Below are 15,552 nucleotides of genomic sequence, written 5' to 3'. Positions count from 1 at the left end.
GGCAAGGGTCGGTCGGCAAGGTGTTTGGGTGGCGTGGCTCCGTGAGTCACAAAGCGCCAGATCATGTTGTCGAAGCTGATTCAATCCCGGGCCTTCAGGGCCGGTCGGGGCATAAGTACTGGTTACGAAAGGAATACAACATGGAACTCAATGGCGCCGATATCGTCGTGCGCTGCCTTGCCGAAGAAGGCGTAGACCACGTGTTTGGCTACCCAGGCGGGGCAGTACTGTATATTTACGACGCAATCTACAAGCAAGACAATTTCAAGCATATTCTCGTTCGACACGAGCAGGCTGCCGTGCATGCGGCCGATGCCTATTCGCGCTCGTCCGACAAGGTAGGTGTGGCCCTGGTCACCAGCGGCCCCGGTTTGACCAATGCGGTTACCGGTATCGCCACCGCGTACATGGACTCCATTCCCATGGTCATCCTCAGTGGGCAGGTGCCTACGGCGGCCATTGGCGAAGACGCGTTCCAAGAGTGCGATACCGTGGGCATTACTCGCCCCTGCGTCAAGCACAATTTCCTGGTGCGCGACATCAAAGACCTTGCCGAAACCATGCGGCGCGCCTTTTATATTGCGAAAACTGGCCGTCCCGGGCCGGTTCTGGTCGATATCCCCAAAGATATTACCGTTGCTACGTACAAGTTCACGCCCAAGCGTGGAGAAGTAAGCATGCGGTCATATGCTCCCGTGGTCAAAGGGCACCAGGGCCAGATCAAAAAGGCCGTGCAGATGCTGTTGGCCGCAGAACGCCCCATGATTTATGCGGGTGGCGGGGTAATACTGGGCCACGCGCACGAAGAGCTGCGCCAATTCGTTGAGCTCACCGGCGCGCCTTGCACCACCACGCTCATGGGGTTGGGGGCTTTTCCGGGTAATGATGACCAATGGGTAGGCATGCCCGGCATGCATGGCACGTACGAGGCCAACATGTCCATGCAAAACTGTGACGTGTTGCTGGCCGTGGGCGCGCGTTTTGACGATCGCGTTATCGGCAACCCGCGCCATTTCGCGCAATCGCCGCGCAAAATCATACACATAGACATTGATCCGTCTTCCATTTCGAAGCGGGTTCGGGTTGACGTACCCATAGTCGGCAACGTCAAAGACGTGCTGCAAGAAATGATTGGTCTGTATACACAGTCTGCAGGTGCCGAAGCGTTGGCTGACAAGGCCCGTCTGGCCAGCTGGTGGCAACAGGTTAATACCTGGCGTGGCAAAAACTGCCTGCACTACGAAGGGTCCGATACTGTGATCAAGCCGCAGTTTGTCATCGAAAAGCTGTGGGAAGTTACTGGCGGCAATGCCTTCGTCACCTCTGACGTAGGGCAGCATCAAATGTGGGCGGCGCAGTATTACCGTTTCAATCAGCCACGCCGCTGGATAAACTCGGGTGGCCTAGGAACCATGGGTGTGGGCTTGCCTTATGCCATGGGTGTGCAAATGGCTAACCCAGGCGCCGACGTAGCGGTGGTAACAGGCGAAGGTTCTATTCAGATGAATATTCAAGAGCTTTCCACCTGCAGCCAGTATCGGTTTACGCCAAAAATACTGTGTCTTAACAACCGTTATTTGGGCATGGTGCGTCAGTGGCAAGAAATCGAATACGGCTCGCGTTATTCAGAGTCTTATGTTGATGCTTTGCCTGACTTCGTCAAGCTGGTTGAAAGCTACGGCCATGTTGGCCTACGTATCGACAAGCCGGCCGATGTCGAACCCGCCATTCGCGAAGCGTTTGTCAAACATAAAGACAGGCTGGTATTTCTCGACTTTATTACCGACCAAACTGAAAATGTCTGGCCCATGGTCAAATCTGGCCGCGGCCTGACCGAAATGCTGCTCGGTTCTGAAGACCTGTAAGGAGAGAAACATGAAACACGTCATTTCTATCCTTCTCGAGAACGAACCCGGCGCACTGTCGCGGGTGGTTGGTCTGTTCTCGGCGCGAGGTTACAACATTGAAACGCTGACCGTGGCACCTACCGAGGACTCCACGCTGTCACGCATGACTATCGTTACCCAGGGCTCGGATGAAATTATCGAGCAGATCACCAAGCACCTTAACCGTCTTATTGACGTGGTTAAGGTGGTTGACCTGACTGAAGGGCCGCACATTGAGCGCGAGCTCATGCTGATCAAGGTCAGGGCGGTGGGCAAGGAGCGTGACGAAATAAAGCGTATGGCTGATATTTTCCGCGGACGCATTATTGATGTGACTGACAAGGCCTACACCATCGAGCTTACGGGTGATCAAGGTAAAATCGAAGCCTTTATCGGCGCGCTGGATCGTAGCGCCATTCTTGAGACAGTACGCACAGGTGTATCCGGCATAGGCCGGGGCGAGCGCGTTCTGAAGCTGTAGCCCGCGTCGGGCAGGGCGCCCAAGCGCCCGCCCGGGCACCCTGGCCACGCCTGTCGGCACCCAGGAACAAAATAACTTAATTACGTATCGGAGCACTTTAAATGAAAGTTTTTTACGACAAAGATTGCGATCTCTCCCTCATCAAGGGCAAGACGGTCGCCATTATCGGTTACGGCTCACAGGGCCACGCACATGCGCTTAACCTGCACGAGTCGGGCGTTAATGTTGTCGTTGGTCTGCGCAAAGGCGGCGCATCCTGGAAGAAAGCCGAAAACGCAGGCTTGCAGGTTAAAGAAGTGGCTGAAGCCGTAAAGGGCGCCGATCTGGTCATGATTCTCTTGCCTGATGAGAACATCGCCGAGGTATATCGCAACCAGGTTGCAGGCAATATCAAGGCTGGCGCAGCACTTGCGTTTGCTCACGGTTTCAACGTGCATTACGGCCAGGTTCAGCCTCGCGAAGACATTGACGTCATCATGATCGCGCCTAAGGCTCCAGGCCACACAGTTCGCGGTACATACAGCCAGGGCGGCGGCGTGCCTTCGCTGGTCGCTGTGCACCAAGACAACTCGGGCGCAGCACGTGATATCGCGCTGTCTTATGCATGCGCCATCGGTAGCGGTCGTGCCGGTATCATCGAAACCAATTTCCGTGAAGAAACCGAAACTGACCTGTTCGGCGAACAGGCTGTTCTGTGCGGCGGCGCTGTCGAGCTGATCAAGGCTGGCTTCGAAACACTGGTCGAAGCGGGTTACGCGCCCGAAATGGCCTACTTTGAATGCCTGCACGAGCTCAAGCTTATTGTCGACCTTATCTACGAAGGCGGCATTGCCAACATGAACTACTCCATCTCCAATAACGCAGAGTATGGTGAGTACGTAACTGGCCCTAAAATCGTTACCGAAGAAACCAAACAAGCCATGCGCCAGTGCCTGCATGACATCCAGACAGGTGAGTACGCCAAGAGCTTCATTCTTGAAAACGCGGCAGGCGCACCTACGCTGGTGTCACGTCGTCGTATCAACGCCGAATCAGAAATCGAAGAAGTCGGTGGCAAGCTGCGCGCCATGATGCCATGGATCGCTGCCAACAAGCTGGTCGATCAAAGCAAAAACTAATGCAAGCCTACCCGGGCGGCGTGCCTGGGCAGGTGCATTAACGGCCTGATGGGCTGTTCATTGCATGTGGTACGAAAAGCACTCCTCCGGGGTGCTTTTTGTCGTGTGTGCTTGGCATGAACTGATCGCCAGAAGTTGGGACAGTGCCCAACTTCTCGTGCGGACGGCTCAGCATGGGCGTACTCTTTATGGAGCAAGCCTTTCCGTAAGTTGGTCACAGCAAGCGAAGTGAAGCGCAACCGCATGAAGATAATTGTTGATGACATCTTGTCCTAATCGCGAATGAAAACTATTATCTATGTCTTGTTTCAAAATTCATCTTGAGGTTCTTCACTATGAACGGCAATGCAGATAAATCCGCAGAAAAGGCGCTTGCGCTCAGGCAACAGTATGATCAGGCCAAGGTTGCCATACCCAATGCTCGTATTCGTGCTGTCGCAGACGCATTGGGTGTTAGCGAAGCTGAGCTCGTCGCGGCAAACTGCGGCAACATTCAGGCCACAGCACTTAAAGCCCCACCTCAAGATATTTTCAAAGAGCTAGGCAGCCTGGGCCGCGTTATGGCGCTTACCCGTAATAACTGGTGCGTTCATGAGCGGCACGGTCGGTATGAAGACATTCGCGCTGGCAAGACCATGGGGCTGGTGCTGGGCCCAGATATCGATCTGCGTGTGTTTTTTGGTCCGTGGCAGTATTCGTGGGCCGTCAACGACGGTGGTCGGTTCAGCGTGCAGTTTTTTGATAAAGAAGGGCAGGCCGTTCACAAGGTATATATTACCGATGAGTCCGACGTGGCTGCCTATCATGCACTCGTAGAAAAATACAAAAATCCCGATCCAGCATGGCCTGTGTTTGAGGCCATTCCCGATCCTGATATAGAAAAGCAGGGGCAGGCCACACCAGCGCTGCGTACAGAATGGCTTGCCATGACTGACACCCATGAGTTTTTCAGTCTTTTGCAACGACACAAGCTTACACGTCTGGCTGCTCTTGGCGCCGTGGGGGCCGACCTGGCGCAACAGGTTTCAAACGACATGGCCGAGCGTGTAATCACCGATGTCGCACAGCGCGATATACCCTTTATGTGTTTTGTGGGTAATCGCGGCATGGTTCAAATTCATTCAGGTCCCATCAAGGCTTATCGGCGTACCGGCCCATGGTTTAACGTGCTCGATCCTCATTTCAATCTTCATCTTGATACGACTGCCATTGCTTCGGCATGGGTGGTCAACAAGCCTACCAGCGATGGCTGGGTCACGTCGCTCGAAGTCTACTCCACCACAGGGCAGCTAATCGTTCAGTTTTTTGGTGCACGCAAGCCTGGTGTACCTGAGTTGTCGGCATGGCGCGAGCTGCTGGTCAGCTACTGCCCGGTTCCATTGGCGGCATAATGTTTGCGCGTATTCTGTTGTTGCTGTGCCTCGTCACCACGGCAACAGTAAGCGTGGCTGACGTGCGTCGCGTAGTAACGCTGGGCGGCAGTGTCACTGAGATCGTGTATGCGCTCGGTGAAGGCGAGCGCTTGGTTGCCGATGACGAGTCCAGCCTATACCCCGAGGCGGCAACCCGTTTGCCGCGTGTTGGCTATTATCGCAGCGTGCCTCTAGAGGGCGTAGCAGCCATGAACCCTGACCTGGTTCTGGCCTCCGAAAATGCCGGCCCCCCTGCAACGCTGCAACGCCTGGGTCAGCTTGGCATTACGACCGTCATGGTCTCGGATCAACCTTCTGTTGAGTCTCTGTACAGGCGTATCGACCAGATTGCAGGTCAGCTTGGTGTAGTACCCAAGGGTCAGAGCCTGGTCCGGCGTATTCGCAATGAGGTCGCTACGGCCATTGCTCAGCCATCACAGCCCCGACGTGCACTGGTTTTGGTCAATCGTACAGGTTCGTTTATGGCGGCAGGTGCTGATACGGCGGCAGATGCGGTGCTCAAACTGGCTGGGCTTGAAAACGTAATGTCCGAACAGCACGGCTACAAGCCGGTTTCCGCAGAAGCTCTGGCTGTATTGGCGCCAGATCTCATTATCGTTACCGCTGCCTCGGTGCAGGCCAGTGGCGGTCTCGAGTCCCTTAGGCAGCGTGCCGGCATTGCCTCCACGCCGGCGGCAGCCAAACATCGCATCCAGGTCATGGACGACTTGCTTATTCTCGGAATCGGCCCCCGTGTGGCCCAGGCCCTGCAGCAATTGAAGCAAGCCTCACAGTAGGCGCTACACTTCATCCTCATGCGCATTGTTACCCCTTCCCGCAAACTGGCGCCGCAACCTCTGCTGGGCGCGCTGGCAATATGTCTTGTGCTGGTGGCTCTGGGCGCCAGCGCCAGTGGTGCCGTGTTCATTCCATGGTCCAGCCTTCCACATCTGTTGTGGGGTGAGCTTGGCCCTAGCGATAAGCTGCTGCATGACATACTTGTTGAAATCCGCCTGCCCCGGGTCGTGTTCAGTGCGGTCGTCGGCGGGGCGCTCGCGGCCACCGGGGTAGCTATGCAGGCATTATTCCGCAACCCATTGGCCGAGCCCGGCTTAGTTGGCATTTCAGCGGGTGCGGCCCTTGGTGCAGTAACTGCCATTGTGATGACGGCAGGAGGTTTTTTTGTCATTGCCGTCGCCGCATTTGCAGGCAGTCTGTGCGCCACGTTTCTGGCCTACGTGGTGGGTAGCCGTTATCCCGGGGTAGCGGGCCTTTTGCTGGCCGGTATTGCCATCAACGCCATCGCGGGTGCAGCGATTGGCGTTTTTACCTACATGGCCAACGATGCCCAATTACGTGATCTCACGTTCTGGAATATGGGCAGCCTGGCTGGGGGCGACTGGCGTACGCTGGGCTGGCTTGGGCCATGGACGCTACTGCTGCTTGGCTATCTGGGCAGTCAGTGGCGTGTGTTAAATGCCTTACTGTTGGGCGAGCGCGAGGCAGGGCATCTCGGGTTTAAGTTGGCTACAGTGCGACGTCGTTTAATTGTTGTTACAGCATTAATTATCGGGCCACTCGTGGCTGTAACAGGGGGCATTGCGTTTGTAGGTTTGGTCGTGCCACATCTTGTGCGCATGATGCTGGGTGCGCACCATCGCTACCTGCTGCCCGGTTCTGTGCTCGCCGGAGCCTTGGTTCTGACGCTTGCCGATTGGTTGGCCCGGCTGGTTATTACTCCTGCCGAACTGCCCATAGGGCTGGTTACCAGCCTGGTGGGTGGGCCATTTTTCTTTTGGATGCTGACGCGCGGACGCGCCGCGCCGAAGTAGGTGTATGAGCCTGAATTTAAAACCTTCCTCCGTCGATGCCTTCTCGGCAGAAAGCATCAAGGTTTTGCGCGGCGGCCGCGTAGTGCTCGACGGCGTTTCTCTGGTGATCAGGCCAGGCGAGCTGGTTACGCTACTGGGTGCCAATGGTGCAGGAAAGTCTACCTTTATGTCGGTGCTGGCAGCAGACATCGGGTTGGACCTTACTCTCAATGCGCCGGATGCGGTTACGCTCAACGGTAGCTCATTGTCATTCATGGGCGCGGCGAGTCAGGCCCGCTCGCGCGCCGTGCTGCCTCAAAAACCCGGCCTGGGTTTCGATCTTGACGTTTCTGAAGTCGTGTCCATGGGGGCCTATCCATTTTCGGAGCTGGACGATCACGAGGTAAAGCGTCTGTGTGTCAGGGCGCTTGATACGGCTGGTCTGTCGGATTTGGCTGACCGACGCTACCCTGAGCTTTCAGGGGGGGAGCAGCAGCGGGTGCACTTTGCCCGTGTGCTGCTACAAGTATTGGCTTCGCGCGAGTCAGACCCGCACGGTCGGTACCTGTTGCTTGATGAGCCAACATCCAGCCTTGACCCATTGCATCAGCAAATGCTGCTCAAAACAATTAGTGACCTCGCGCGTAACGAGCGTGTGGGCGTTTTATGTATTGTGCATGACGTTAATCTGGCTGCGTGCTGGAGTAATCGCATAGCTCTGCTCCAGGGCGGCATGCTTTTTGCTTGCGATACGCCAGCCCAAGTGCTCACACCTGCAAATCTTAAAAGGGTGTACGGCGTTAATGTGCACGTTATGCCTCATCCGTTGAAGCCTGGCACGCCATTAGTGGTATTTGGGGTGTAAGTACAAGGCGGAGTCTGGGCGTGGCACGGTGCTGAAGCGGTTGTGTAACCATGACTTTCTTGATTGCTGGCGGATTGCTCGCGTCGGCAAACATACTTCCGGCAGGTAGGACAGGCCGGGCTCGCCATTACAATAAAGCCTTACAGGAGTGTAAATGCGTTACTTATTTCGGTTATCCTTCGCCCTACAATGAATAAACCACCTTACCCCCATCCTATTATTGCGCGCGAAGGCTGGCCCTTTTTGGCCGGTATCGTTGTCGTGTCCATTATCGTCAGCTTCTGGTCGGGGCTTGCCTCCATCCCATTCTGGATTCTGTCAGTTTTTGTACTGCAGTTTTTCCGTGATCCACCGCGTAGCGCGCCGGACGGCGAGCTGAATGTGCTGTCGCCCGCCGATGGTCGTGTGGTCGCGGTTGAAGAAGTACGCGACACCTATGCCGGGCGTGATGCGCTAAAAATCAGTGTGTTCATGAACGTCTTTAATGTGCACTCCAACCGCGCGCCAGTCAGTGGCACGGTACGCTCCATCAACTACTTTGCAGGGCAGTTTTTCAACGCTTCCCTGGACAAAGCTTCGCTTGAAAATGAGCGTAATGCCATTGTGTTGCTGACTAAGCAGGGGCATGTTGTTACATCTGTGCAGGTGGCGGGCCTCGTTGCCAAGCGTATTCTCTGCTACGCTAAGTCAGGTGATAATTTGTATGCGGGCCAGCGATATGGGTTTATCCGCTTTGGCTCTCGCGTAGACGTCTACTTGCCACTTGGTTCGCGTCCTCGTGTGGCCATTGGCGACAAAGTTCAAGCCACCAGCACTGTGCTGGCTGAACTTCAGCAAACCGATGACGCTCCCGCCATCCCTACTTATGCCAAATAATTTATCAGAAGAAACTCGACGCCGACGCAGCATTTACCTGTTGCCCAACGCGTTTACCACGGCCAATCTGTTCGCAGGCTTTTACGCCGTCGTACAGGCCATGAACGGCCGTTTCGATATCGCTGCCATAGCGATCTTCCTGGCCATGGTCTTTGACGGCATGGACGGGCGCGTGGCGCGCCTGACCAATACCCAGTCTGCCTTCGGTGAGCAGTACGATTCGCTGGCTGACATGATCTCCTTCGGCATGGCGCCTGCACTGGTCATGTACGTATGGGCGCTGCAAGACATTGGGCGCTGGGGCTGGCTGGCGGCTTTTATCTATGTTGTCGGAGCCGCGCTGAGGCTGGCTCGTTTCAACACCAATATTGCCGTTGTCGACAAGCGCTTTTTCCAGGGTTTGCCCAGTCCGGCTGCGGCCGCGTTGGTGGCCGGTTTTGTTTGGCTGTCGGTTGACAATAAACTGCCCATTGATTCCATGGTCGTATCGTGGCTTGCTTTCGCCTTTACGGTGTATGCAGGCGTCTGCATGGTGTCTAACGCGCCTTTCTACAGCGGCAAAAGTTTTGCGCTGGGTCGCAGTGTGCCGTTTTGGGTCATTTTGGTGTTGGTCGCGGTATTTGTGTTTGTTTCCAGCGATCCCCCCATCGTCTTGTTTGGTCTGTTTTGCGTGTACGGGGTTTCGGGCTGGGTCACCATGCTGTGGCGCTGGCGCCGCGCTCGAGAGCTTACGCGCAGGCGTCAGGGCCACGCTGAAGGTGTGTCCGATCAACCGGCAGAGCCCTCAATCGGTTCACAGCCTGCTTATCGACCACCTGGCGCCGATGGTGTTGGCGGCCTGGGTGGGGTTAAAACCACGGAAAGCTATCCACATCAAACATCGGGTCGGGGCCCGGATGAAAGCGTGTAACTTTTTGTCCGTCTTGGCCAAAGTACACGTACATTAATGAATTCCACGCGCCTGCCTGGCGATATCGGTAGCTCCACACGATTTGCGTTACCGAAGGCAGGCCAACCGTAGCGATTTCAGCTGGGGGGCCAAACTCGCAGCGCACCTGCTGGGGTGTCCAGGTACCCTTGGCCAGTAGCTCAAAGTGTTGATCGGTAAGCAGTTGCGTTATGTGGTTAGTATTGCCGGCACGATCAGCAACCGTTCCCCAGGCATACTGCCCCATGGGTTGTTGGCTCCAAACAACGCGTAAGGCATCATTGGGGGCGGGGCAGGTGAGCGTGGGGCGGCCAAACTTGGCCTCCACGTCTGCCAAAGAGGTGCCAGGAAGTGTGTTGGCCATGTTGGCACAGGCCGACAGCGCACCCAGCAGTACCACTGCCCCGGCATATCGCCCATGGGCAGGAAGGCGAGCGGTAGTGTTCATCTAAAACTCCCGAAAGCATCACCCCGCAGGGCGAAAATAAACGCATCGCAACCGTCGGGCAGTGCCAGAGTGTTTGCGGATCGTGCGCAGGCTTATTTTGATTCTACCTGTATCTATAAACTTTTAACGCAGAGCGCATCTACTTGATTTTCGAGTGTGGTAAACATAGCAGAAAAATGCATAAAGCCACCGAAATACGATTCAGGCGCTACTAGTTACCGAGACACAAGCCAAACGCTGCTATAAAGCTAGCCAAATACAAACTAAGCACTATTTATAGTAGCTACCGAAACACGGCCCAAGCACAACTCTATATAGCCACCGAAGCGCAACCCAAGGGCTACTAAATAGTGTGATGCGGGTTGCCCCTGAAGGCGTGCGTCTGCCGTGGCAGAAACAAACCCACTGATGCTTTGTCGAGCTGCAAGGCTAGTGCATCTTTAGCGGGTGAGGCAGTCATGGTCGTAGCGTCTAAGGTTACGCCGACGCTGTGCCCGCCTCACGTGCACGAACAAGGATCGGTTTTTTTTTCCGGTATAATGCTTGCTTCCTTGCGTTATGTTAGGCGTATATTTACATAAGCCTTGCCAGGAAGACACTATTTTTATTGTAGATTTTTAATCCGACCACGTCAGGGCACCTCGGCTCTGTCGCCAGTTAAAGAGGCTAAATAATGTCTGTTTCCGACATCAACAAATCCGACATCGTCGCGCAATACCAGCGCGCACAGGGTGATACCGGTTCCCCTGAAGTACAGGTTGCGCTGCTTACCGCGCGCATCAACGAGCTTACTGGTCACTTCAAGGCACACATGAAAGACCACCACTCGCGTCGTGGCCTGCTGCGCATGGTTAGCCGCCGCCGCAAGTTGCTCGACTACCTGAAGGGTCGCAATCCAGATTCGTACCGTTCGCTTATCGAAAAGCTCGGCCTGCGTAAGTGATACCCGGGGCTAGCTCCCCGCGATGCAACCGTGGACACCGCGCTTTGTCGTGGTGTGCACGGTTTTTTTATTGTAAGGATACTTTGTAATGTTTAATAAAGTGAGCAAGTCGTTTCAGTACGGCCAGCACACAGTTGTTCTGGAGACTGGCGAGATTGCTCGCCAGGCATCGGGCGCCGTGTTGGTTTCTGTTGATGATACCGTTATTCTTGCGACGGTAGTGGCAGCCAAAACGGCCAAGCCAGGGCAGGATTTTTTCCCGCTTACTGTAGATTATGTAGAGAAAACCTATGCGGCCGGCCGCATTCCGGGTGGCTTCTTCAAGCGCGAAGGCAGGCCTTCAGAGAAAGAAATTCTCACTTGCCGTCTGATCGACCGTCCGCTGCGCCCGTTGTTTCCCGAAGGTTTCTATAACGATGTCCAGGTTATCGTCCATGTTGTTTCGGTAAACCCAGAAGTGAACCCTGATATTCCCGCCATGATCGGTGCTTCTGCCGCGCTGGCCATTTCGGGTATCCCATTCAACGGCCCTATAGGCGCTGCGCGCGTAGGTTATGTTGATGGGCAGTATGTGCTTAACCCCACATCCACCCAGCTCGAAAGCTCGCAGATGGATCTCATCGTAGCTGGCACTGAAGCTGCTGTGCTTATGGTTGAGTCTGAAGCTCAGCAACTGTCTGAAGAAATCATGCTGGGCGGCGTAGTGTTTGGTCACGAGCAGTCTCAGGCGGCGATCAATGCCATTCACGAGCTCGTTGCCGAAGCTGGCAAGCCCGAATGGGACTGGCAGCCACCCGCCAAAAACGAATCACTCGCCCGTGCTGTGTCAGCTGCGGCCCAAGAGGGTTTGCAGGCTGCTTACCAAGTACGCGAAAAACAAGCCCGTACTACGCAGTTGCGCCAAGTGTACGCTGACGTCAAGGCCCGTTTGGCCGAGCACGCAGCCGCCAAGGGCGAAGCGACGCCTGACAGCGTCGAAGTCGAGAACATGCTGTTTGATCTCGAAGCCAACATTGTGCGTGGGCAAATTCTTAACGGTGAGCCGCGTATTGACGGTCGCGACACGCGTACCGTGCGCCCCATCAGCATTCGCCTGGGAGTACTGCCGCGTGCCCATGGCAGCGCGCTGTTTACCCGTGGTGAGACACAGGCTTTGGTAGTGGCCACGCTGGGCACCCGCCAAGACGAACAAATCATTGATTCCATCATGGGCGAGCACCGTGATCGTTTCATGCTGCATTACAACTTCCCTCCGTTTGCCACCGGCGAAACCGGTCGTTTCGGGGCCCCCAAGCGTCGTGAAATCGGCCACGGTCGTCTTGCCAAGCGTGCCCTGATCTCCATGCTGCCCAAGCCCGAAGACTTCCAATACACCATTCGCGTGGTGTCCGAGGTTACCGAGTCCAATGGCTCGTCTTCCATGGCGTCGGTTTGTGGTGGCTCGCTGGCTATGATGGATGCGGGTGTTCCGGTTGGTGAGCACGTGGCTGGTGTAGCCATGGGTCTTATCAAAGACGGTGGCAAGTTTGCCGTGCTTACTGATATCCTGGGCGATGAAGATCACCTTGGCGACATGGATTTCAAGGTTGCTGGTACGGCAGGTGGCATCACTGCGCTGCAAATGGACATAAAAATCCAGGGCATCACCAAAGAAATCATGGAGATCGCGCTGGCACAGGCCAAAGAAGGCCGTCTGCATATTCTTGGCGAAATGAAATCAGCCATCGAAGGTTCGCGTACCGAGCTTTCTGATTTCGCGCCACGCATGCTCAGCATCAAGATCAATCCCGAGAAAATCCGTGATGTCATCGGCAAGGGCGGCGCTACCATTCGTGCGCTTACCGAAGAAACCGGCACACAGATTGATATCGGCGACGATGGCACCATTACCATCTCCAGTGCTGATATGGAAAAAGCCCGTGAGGCCGAGCGCCGTATCAAAGAGCTGACCGCTGACGTCGAAGTGGGTCAAGAATATGAAGGCCCGGTCCTGCGTTTGCTCGACTTTGGCGCCATTGTTCAGGTTCTTCCTGGGCGTGATGGCTTGCTGCATATTTCTGAAATCGCCAACTACCGTATCGCCAACATCAATGACGTGCTTAAGGTAGGTCAGAGCGTGCGCATTAAGGTTATCGAAGCTGATGACAAAGGCCGCCTGCGTCTTTCCATGAAAGCCATTGGTGGTATCGAAGCCCAGGGTGGCCCACAAGCCCCCGTAGCTCCGGCGCAGTAATAAGTAAATGCCGTTGCGGCCTGCGGGCCGTATACGTGCAGCAGTAAACACACCGCCTCGACAGTCGCCTGCATTAAATGCGGCTGTCGAGGCGGTGTTTTTTTTGTGTATATAGCCCGACTGACACGCCGGGCTGCTGCCAAGTGCTAGGCGGCGATATCGCCGCGACGTGGAGGTGTATGAGACGGGCAGCCGCCATCATCATCGTCGTGAGGGCGTATGGGCAGCGGCGGCAGGCCAATGTTAAGGCGCACGCGCTGACAATCGGGGTTGGGGCTGCCATCAGTCATCCAGGGGTCGAACTCACGGCAGGGCGATGGCCTTGATTCGTAAATGCCGCAGTGAACGCCTGGCTGCCCGAGCTCGCCACGCAGGGCGATGCAGCGTTGCCCGCCGTACTCGGTGCCTTTCATGCAGGCGCGCAGTGGGCCCACCTGGCTGACCAGGTCGGCTGGTACGGTGCCACCAATTTCGCCGGCGATCTCACCACAGTAGAACGATACCCTGAAGTGTGCGCAACAGGCGCCACAGCTAAGGCAGGGGTTGTTGGCGGCAGGGTCATTGCCGGCCTTGTGCCGAGGGGTGGCTGGCCGCACGAGCGGCCGAGCATTGATACCCGGGGTAATGGTGGTTGGGCCGCCTGGCGGCCCTGCAGTAGCTTCTTTCTGCGGGGCGAGGCTGCTAAGAAAAACGATATTGTGCGAGTATTTGGGTAGTTGCGGCATGGTGATGCCCAGTGATGGCGGGTGCGAATATTGCCCGGCGTATCCGGCTTTTTAATTATATCTGAGCTGGTGCGCGATAAGCCTGCGAGTTCTGGCGAGATCTAGGTGCAGAGTTTGATGTCACGTTGGAGTGGGGCCGGCGAAGCGTTATTAAGGATAATGACGGCCAGGATGCGTTGCGTTCGCAAATGCGGGAAAATCGTCCCGTGCTTGATGGGTTCCTGCTTTCGGATTGGGGCCTGGGTTTGTTTTTCAACGAAAAAAAGCGCTCTAGGTAGCCCCCTGGGCTGTTGATTTTACGCATGTGTGGCAGGCTGAGGTTCAAGCTTAAGGCCCAGCGCGTGCATTACCTTAAGGATTGTGCTGAAGCTTGGGTTGCCCTCGCCGGAAAGGGCCTTATAAAGGCTTTCTCTACCCAGGCCTGTATCCTTGGCGAGCTGTGTCATGCCTTTAGCGTGGGCGATATCGCCTAGGGCTGCAGCAATGAGTGATGCATCATCGCCAGCTTCGTCCATGCAAGCTTGCAGGTACAGAACCATGTCCTCTTCGGTTTTTAGGTATTCAGCGGCATCCCATTTACGTAGTTTAATTTTTGCCATGACGGCCTCTTTTACAGTTCTCGCGCTATTTCTAGCGCGATTTTGATGTCTTTCTTTTGTGTGGATTTATCGCCGCCTGCGAGCAAGATCACGATTTCTACGCCTTGTTGTGCAAAACACACGCGGTAGCCTGGCCCATGGTGGATTCGCATTTCTGAGACGCCTTCACCAACTGGTTCGCAATCTCCGAAGTTGCCGACCTAGCCCGGCGAATCCTTGCCTGAATTTGTCTCTTGGCTATTTTGTCACGCAGCTCCGCGAACCAAGTGTCAAAAATCTCGGTGGTGAAGACTGACTTCATGAATTCAATTGTATAAAACAGGATACGATTACACAGCTATTTAATTTGCCGCTCGCTGCCGGGTCTTTGATTCTGGAGTGGTGGGGTTGCCGCCTCGCGACCTGGTTGATGCTTTTGTCGGCGCGGTGAGGCCGTTAAGTAAAACGATATTTTGTAAGGGTTTGAGTGATTTTTATATGATGATGCTCATTGAGAGCAAGTAGTGGTTTTTCCCACACGTAATACAGCTTGTGATGGTATCGAATCTAACAACGGTACCTTGCATCAAACTGTGGTGTGAGATTGTGGGCTGGTGTCATCAGTTGTCGGCTGGACGATGGCCAGCGTCAGCATTCTTTTGAGGGCGGGGTTGGTATTGTCGGTCCGCCACGCCAGCCCGTGTTGCAACCGAGATGCGCCGGCTGATAATGGATGATAGACAATACCGGCGATGCTCAGGGTTTCCACACAAAAATGGAAATGATCTTGCGGCGTGCGTTTGGGTTTAGGGATTTTGAAAACTACCGCATGCGGGTCTTGGCCCTGTGCGGTTGAAACGGTGTGATTAACCGCGTGTGATGAGTGCCCATCCCCCGATTTGAACTGACCCCAATTAGTTGGACAGTTGAAGCGGGTGGTTAACCCACTGAGCACTGAGTCCTGTATTGAACTGGACTCAGTCCTTTTAATCTGGTCTTGATCCGCTCGTGATTGTAGTAGTGAATATACTTCCGCAGGCCAGCGTCAAGTAGTTCAACGCTATCGAATTTGTTTAGGTAGAAAAACTCCGACTTGAGTGTGCCAAAGAAACTTTCCATGGAGGCGTTATCTAGGCAGTTTCCCTTGCGTGACATGCTTTGGGTCAACCCATGTTCTGCCAACTGCCGTCGATACGCGGGCATGTGATACTGCCAGCCCTGATCCGAATGAAGTAACGGGGTTTGGCG

General features: G+C 55.1%; 15 protein-coding genes and 2 pseudogenes. 12 read left to right on the top strand and 5 right to left on the bottom strand.

What is annotated here, in order from left to right; all coding sequences use genetic code 11:
- Positions 1–140 precede the first annotated feature (140 nt).
- The 9 genes from FQ179_RS16270 to pssA all read left to right on the top strand — a co-directional run bounded on the left by FQ179_RS16270 (position 141) and on the right by pssA (position 9,359).
- Positions 141–1,865, top strand: coding sequence for an acetolactate synthase 3 catalytic subunit (locus tag FQ179_RS16270; RefSeq protein ID WP_149398384.1), 1,725 nt, complete (start codon positions 141–143; stop codon positions 1,863–1,865).
- A 10-nt stretch (positions 1,866–1,875) separates the two neighbouring features.
- Positions 1,876–2,367, top strand: a complete 492-nt coding sequence (gene ilvN, locus FQ179_RS16265) for an acetolactate synthase small subunit (RefSeq protein ID WP_137239520.1) — start codon at positions 1,876–1,878, stop codon at positions 2,365–2,367.
- Between the two features lie 101 nt (positions 2,368–2,468).
- Complete coding sequence (gene ilvC, locus FQ179_RS16260; RefSeq protein ID WP_149398383.1) at positions 2,469–3,485, top strand: ketol-acid reductoisomerase; 1,017 nt, start codon at positions 2,469–2,471, stop codon at positions 3,483–3,485.
- Positions 3,486–3,820: 335 nt separating this feature from the next.
- The gene (locus FQ179_RS16255) at positions 3,821–4,876 is read left to right on the top strand and encodes a hemin-degrading factor (protein ID WP_149398382.1); all 1,056 of its coding nucleotides are present in this window, start codon (positions 3,821–3,823) and stop codon (positions 4,874–4,876) included.
- Positions 4,876–5,694 (top strand): hemin ABC transporter substrate-binding protein, encoded by an 819-nt coding sequence (locus FQ179_RS16250; RefSeq protein WP_149398777.1) that lies wholly within the window; start codon positions 4,876–4,878, stop codon positions 5,692–5,694. The genes FQ179_RS16255 and FQ179_RS16250 overlap by 1 nt, the downstream gene beginning before the upstream one ends.
- An 18-nt stretch (positions 5,695–5,712) precedes the next feature.
- Entirely contained in the window at positions 5,713–6,729 is a 1,017-nt protein-coding gene (locus FQ179_RS16245) for an iron ABC transporter permease (protein WP_149398381.1), read from the top strand.
- Between the two features lie 4 nt (positions 6,730–6,733).
- Positions 6,734–7,573, top strand: a complete 840-nt coding sequence (locus tag FQ179_RS16240; RefSeq protein WP_149398380.1) for a heme ABC transporter ATP-binding protein — start codon at positions 6,734–6,736, stop codon at positions 7,571–7,573.
- Positions 7,574–7,762: 189 nt separating this feature from the next.
- Complete coding sequence (locus tag FQ179_RS16235; RefSeq protein ID WP_149398379.1) at positions 7,763–8,449, top strand: phosphatidylserine decarboxylase; 687 nt, start codon at positions 7,763–7,765, stop codon at positions 8,447–8,449.
- A complete protein-coding gene (gene pssA, locus FQ179_RS16230) occupies positions 8,439–9,359 on the top strand; it encodes a CDP-diacylglycerol--serine O-phosphatidyltransferase (RefSeq protein ID WP_149398378.1) in 921 nt (306 codons plus the stop codon). Before FQ179_RS16235 ends, pssA begins: the two co-directional genes overlap by 11 nt.
- On the opposite strand, the gene FQ179_RS16225 is transcribed toward pssA, so the two are convergent.
- Positions 9,298–9,825, bottom strand: coding sequence for a hypothetical protein (locus FQ179_RS16225; protein WP_149398377.1), 528 nt, complete (start codon positions 9,823–9,825; stop codon positions 9,298–9,300). The genes pssA and FQ179_RS16225 overlap by 62 nt on opposite strands.
- Before the next feature lie 673 nt (positions 9,826–10,498).
- On the opposite strand from FQ179_RS16225, the gene rpsO reads away from it, so the two are divergent.
- Positions 10,499–10,768: a 30S ribosomal protein S15 gene (gene rpsO / locus FQ179_RS16220; RefSeq protein ID WP_137239502.1), complete on the top strand. Its 270-nt coding sequence runs from the start codon at positions 10,499–10,501 to the stop codon at positions 10,766–10,768.
- Positions 10,769–10,856: 88 nt separating this feature from the next.
- On the top strand, positions 10,857–13,001 hold the full coding sequence (pnp, locus tag FQ179_RS16215) for a polyribonucleotide nucleotidyltransferase (protein ID WP_149398376.1): 2,145 nt from the start codon (positions 10,857–10,859) through the stop codon (positions 12,999–13,001).
- Positions 13,002–13,147: 146 nt separating this feature from the next.
- On the opposite strand, the gene FQ179_RS16210 is transcribed toward pnp, so the two are convergent.
- The 3 genes and pseudogenes from FQ179_RS16210 to FQ179_RS16200 all read right to left on the bottom strand — a co-directional run bounded on the left by FQ179_RS16210 (position 13,148) and on the right by FQ179_RS16200 (position 14,626).
- The gene (locus FQ179_RS16210; protein WP_149398375.1) at positions 13,148–13,726 is read right to left on the bottom strand and encodes a YkgJ family cysteine cluster protein; all 579 of its coding nucleotides are present in this window, start codon (positions 13,724–13,726) and stop codon (positions 13,148–13,150) included.
- A gap of 296 nt (positions 13,727–14,022) precedes the next feature.
- Positions 14,023–14,325 (bottom strand): addiction module antidote protein, encoded by a 303-nt coding sequence (locus tag FQ179_RS16205; RefSeq protein ID WP_149398374.1) that lies wholly within the window; start codon positions 14,323–14,325, stop codon positions 14,023–14,025.
- Between the two features lie 11 nt (positions 14,326–14,336).
- Positions 14,337–14,626: pseudogene (locus FQ179_RS16200) on the bottom strand (type II toxin-antitoxin system RelE/ParE family toxin).
- Positions 14,627–15,046: 420 nt separating this feature from the next.
- Between FQ179_RS16200 and FQ179_RS16195 the strand changes: the two are divergent.
- A pseudogene (locus tag FQ179_RS16195) lies at positions 15,047–15,160 on the top strand (transposase); the annotation flags it as partial.
- A gap of 83 nt (positions 15,161–15,243) precedes the next feature.
- On the opposite strand, the gene FQ179_RS16190 reads toward FQ179_RS16195, so the two are convergent.
- On the bottom strand, positions 15,244–15,552 hold a 309-nt coding region (locus FQ179_RS16190), incomplete at its 5' end, for an IS3 family transposase (protein WP_149398373.1).

Source organism: Pusillimonas sp. ANT_WB101, from assembly GCF_008369125.1.
In the GTDB taxonomy this organism is placed as follows: Bacteria; Pseudomonadota; Gammaproteobacteria; order Burkholderiales; family Burkholderiaceae_B; genus Allopusillimonas.
Note: the sequence above shows the minus strand (reverse complement) of the source record. Positions and strands in the feature narration are given on the sequence as shown.

What these genes read in the sequence shown, in the direction of transcription:
- FQ179_RS16270 (WP_149398384.1), top strand. Translation starts at nt 141, where the DNA reads ATGGAACTCAATGGCGCCGATATCGTCGTGCGCTGCCTTGCCGAAGAA.
- ilvN (WP_137239520.1), top strand. Translation starts at nt 1,876, where the DNA reads ATGAAACACGTCATTTCTATCCTTCTCGAGAACGAACCCGGCGCACTG.
- ilvC (WP_149398383.1), top strand. Translation starts at nt 2,469, where the DNA reads ATGAAAGTTTTTTACGACAAAGATTGCGATCTCTCCCTCATCAAGGGC.
- FQ179_RS16255 (WP_149398382.1), top strand. Translation starts at nt 3,821, where the DNA reads ATGAACGGCAATGCAGATAAATCCGCAGAAAAGGCGCTTGCGCTCAGG.
- FQ179_RS16250 (WP_149398777.1), top strand. Translation starts at nt 4,876, where the DNA reads ATGTTTGCGCGTATTCTGTTGTTGCTGTGCCTCGTCACCACGGCAACA.
- FQ179_RS16245 (WP_149398381.1), top strand. Translation starts at nt 5,713, where the DNA reads ATGCGCATTGTTACCCCTTCCCGCAAACTGGCGCCGCAACCTCTGCTG.
- FQ179_RS16240 (WP_149398380.1), top strand. Translation starts at nt 6,734, where the DNA reads ATGAGCCTGAATTTAAAACCTTCCTCCGTCGATGCCTTCTCGGCAGAA.
- FQ179_RS16235 (WP_149398379.1), top strand. Translation starts at nt 7,763, where the DNA reads ATGAATAAACCACCTTACCCCCATCCTATTATTGCGCGCGAAGGCTGG.
- pssA (WP_149398378.1), top strand. Translation starts at nt 8,439, where the DNA reads ATGCCAAATAATTTATCAGAAGAAACTCGACGCCGACGCAGCATTTAC.
- FQ179_RS16225 (WP_149398377.1), bottom strand. Translation starts at nt 9,825, where the DNA reads ATGAACACTACCGCTCGCCTTCCTGCCCATGGGCGATATGCCGGGGCA.
- rpsO (WP_137239502.1), top strand. Translation starts at nt 10,499, where the DNA reads ATGTCTGTTTCCGACATCAACAAATCCGACATCGTCGCGCAATACCAG.
- pnp (WP_149398376.1), top strand. Translation starts at nt 10,857, where the DNA reads ATGTTTAATAAAGTGAGCAAGTCGTTTCAGTACGGCCAGCACACAGTT.
- FQ179_RS16210 (WP_149398375.1), bottom strand. Translation starts at nt 13,726, where the DNA reads ATGCCGCAACTACCCAAATACTCGCACAATATCGTTTTTCTTAGCAGC.
- FQ179_RS16205 (WP_149398374.1), bottom strand. Translation starts at nt 14,325, where the DNA reads ATGGCAAAAATTAAACTACGTAAATGGGATGCCGCTGAATACCTAAAA.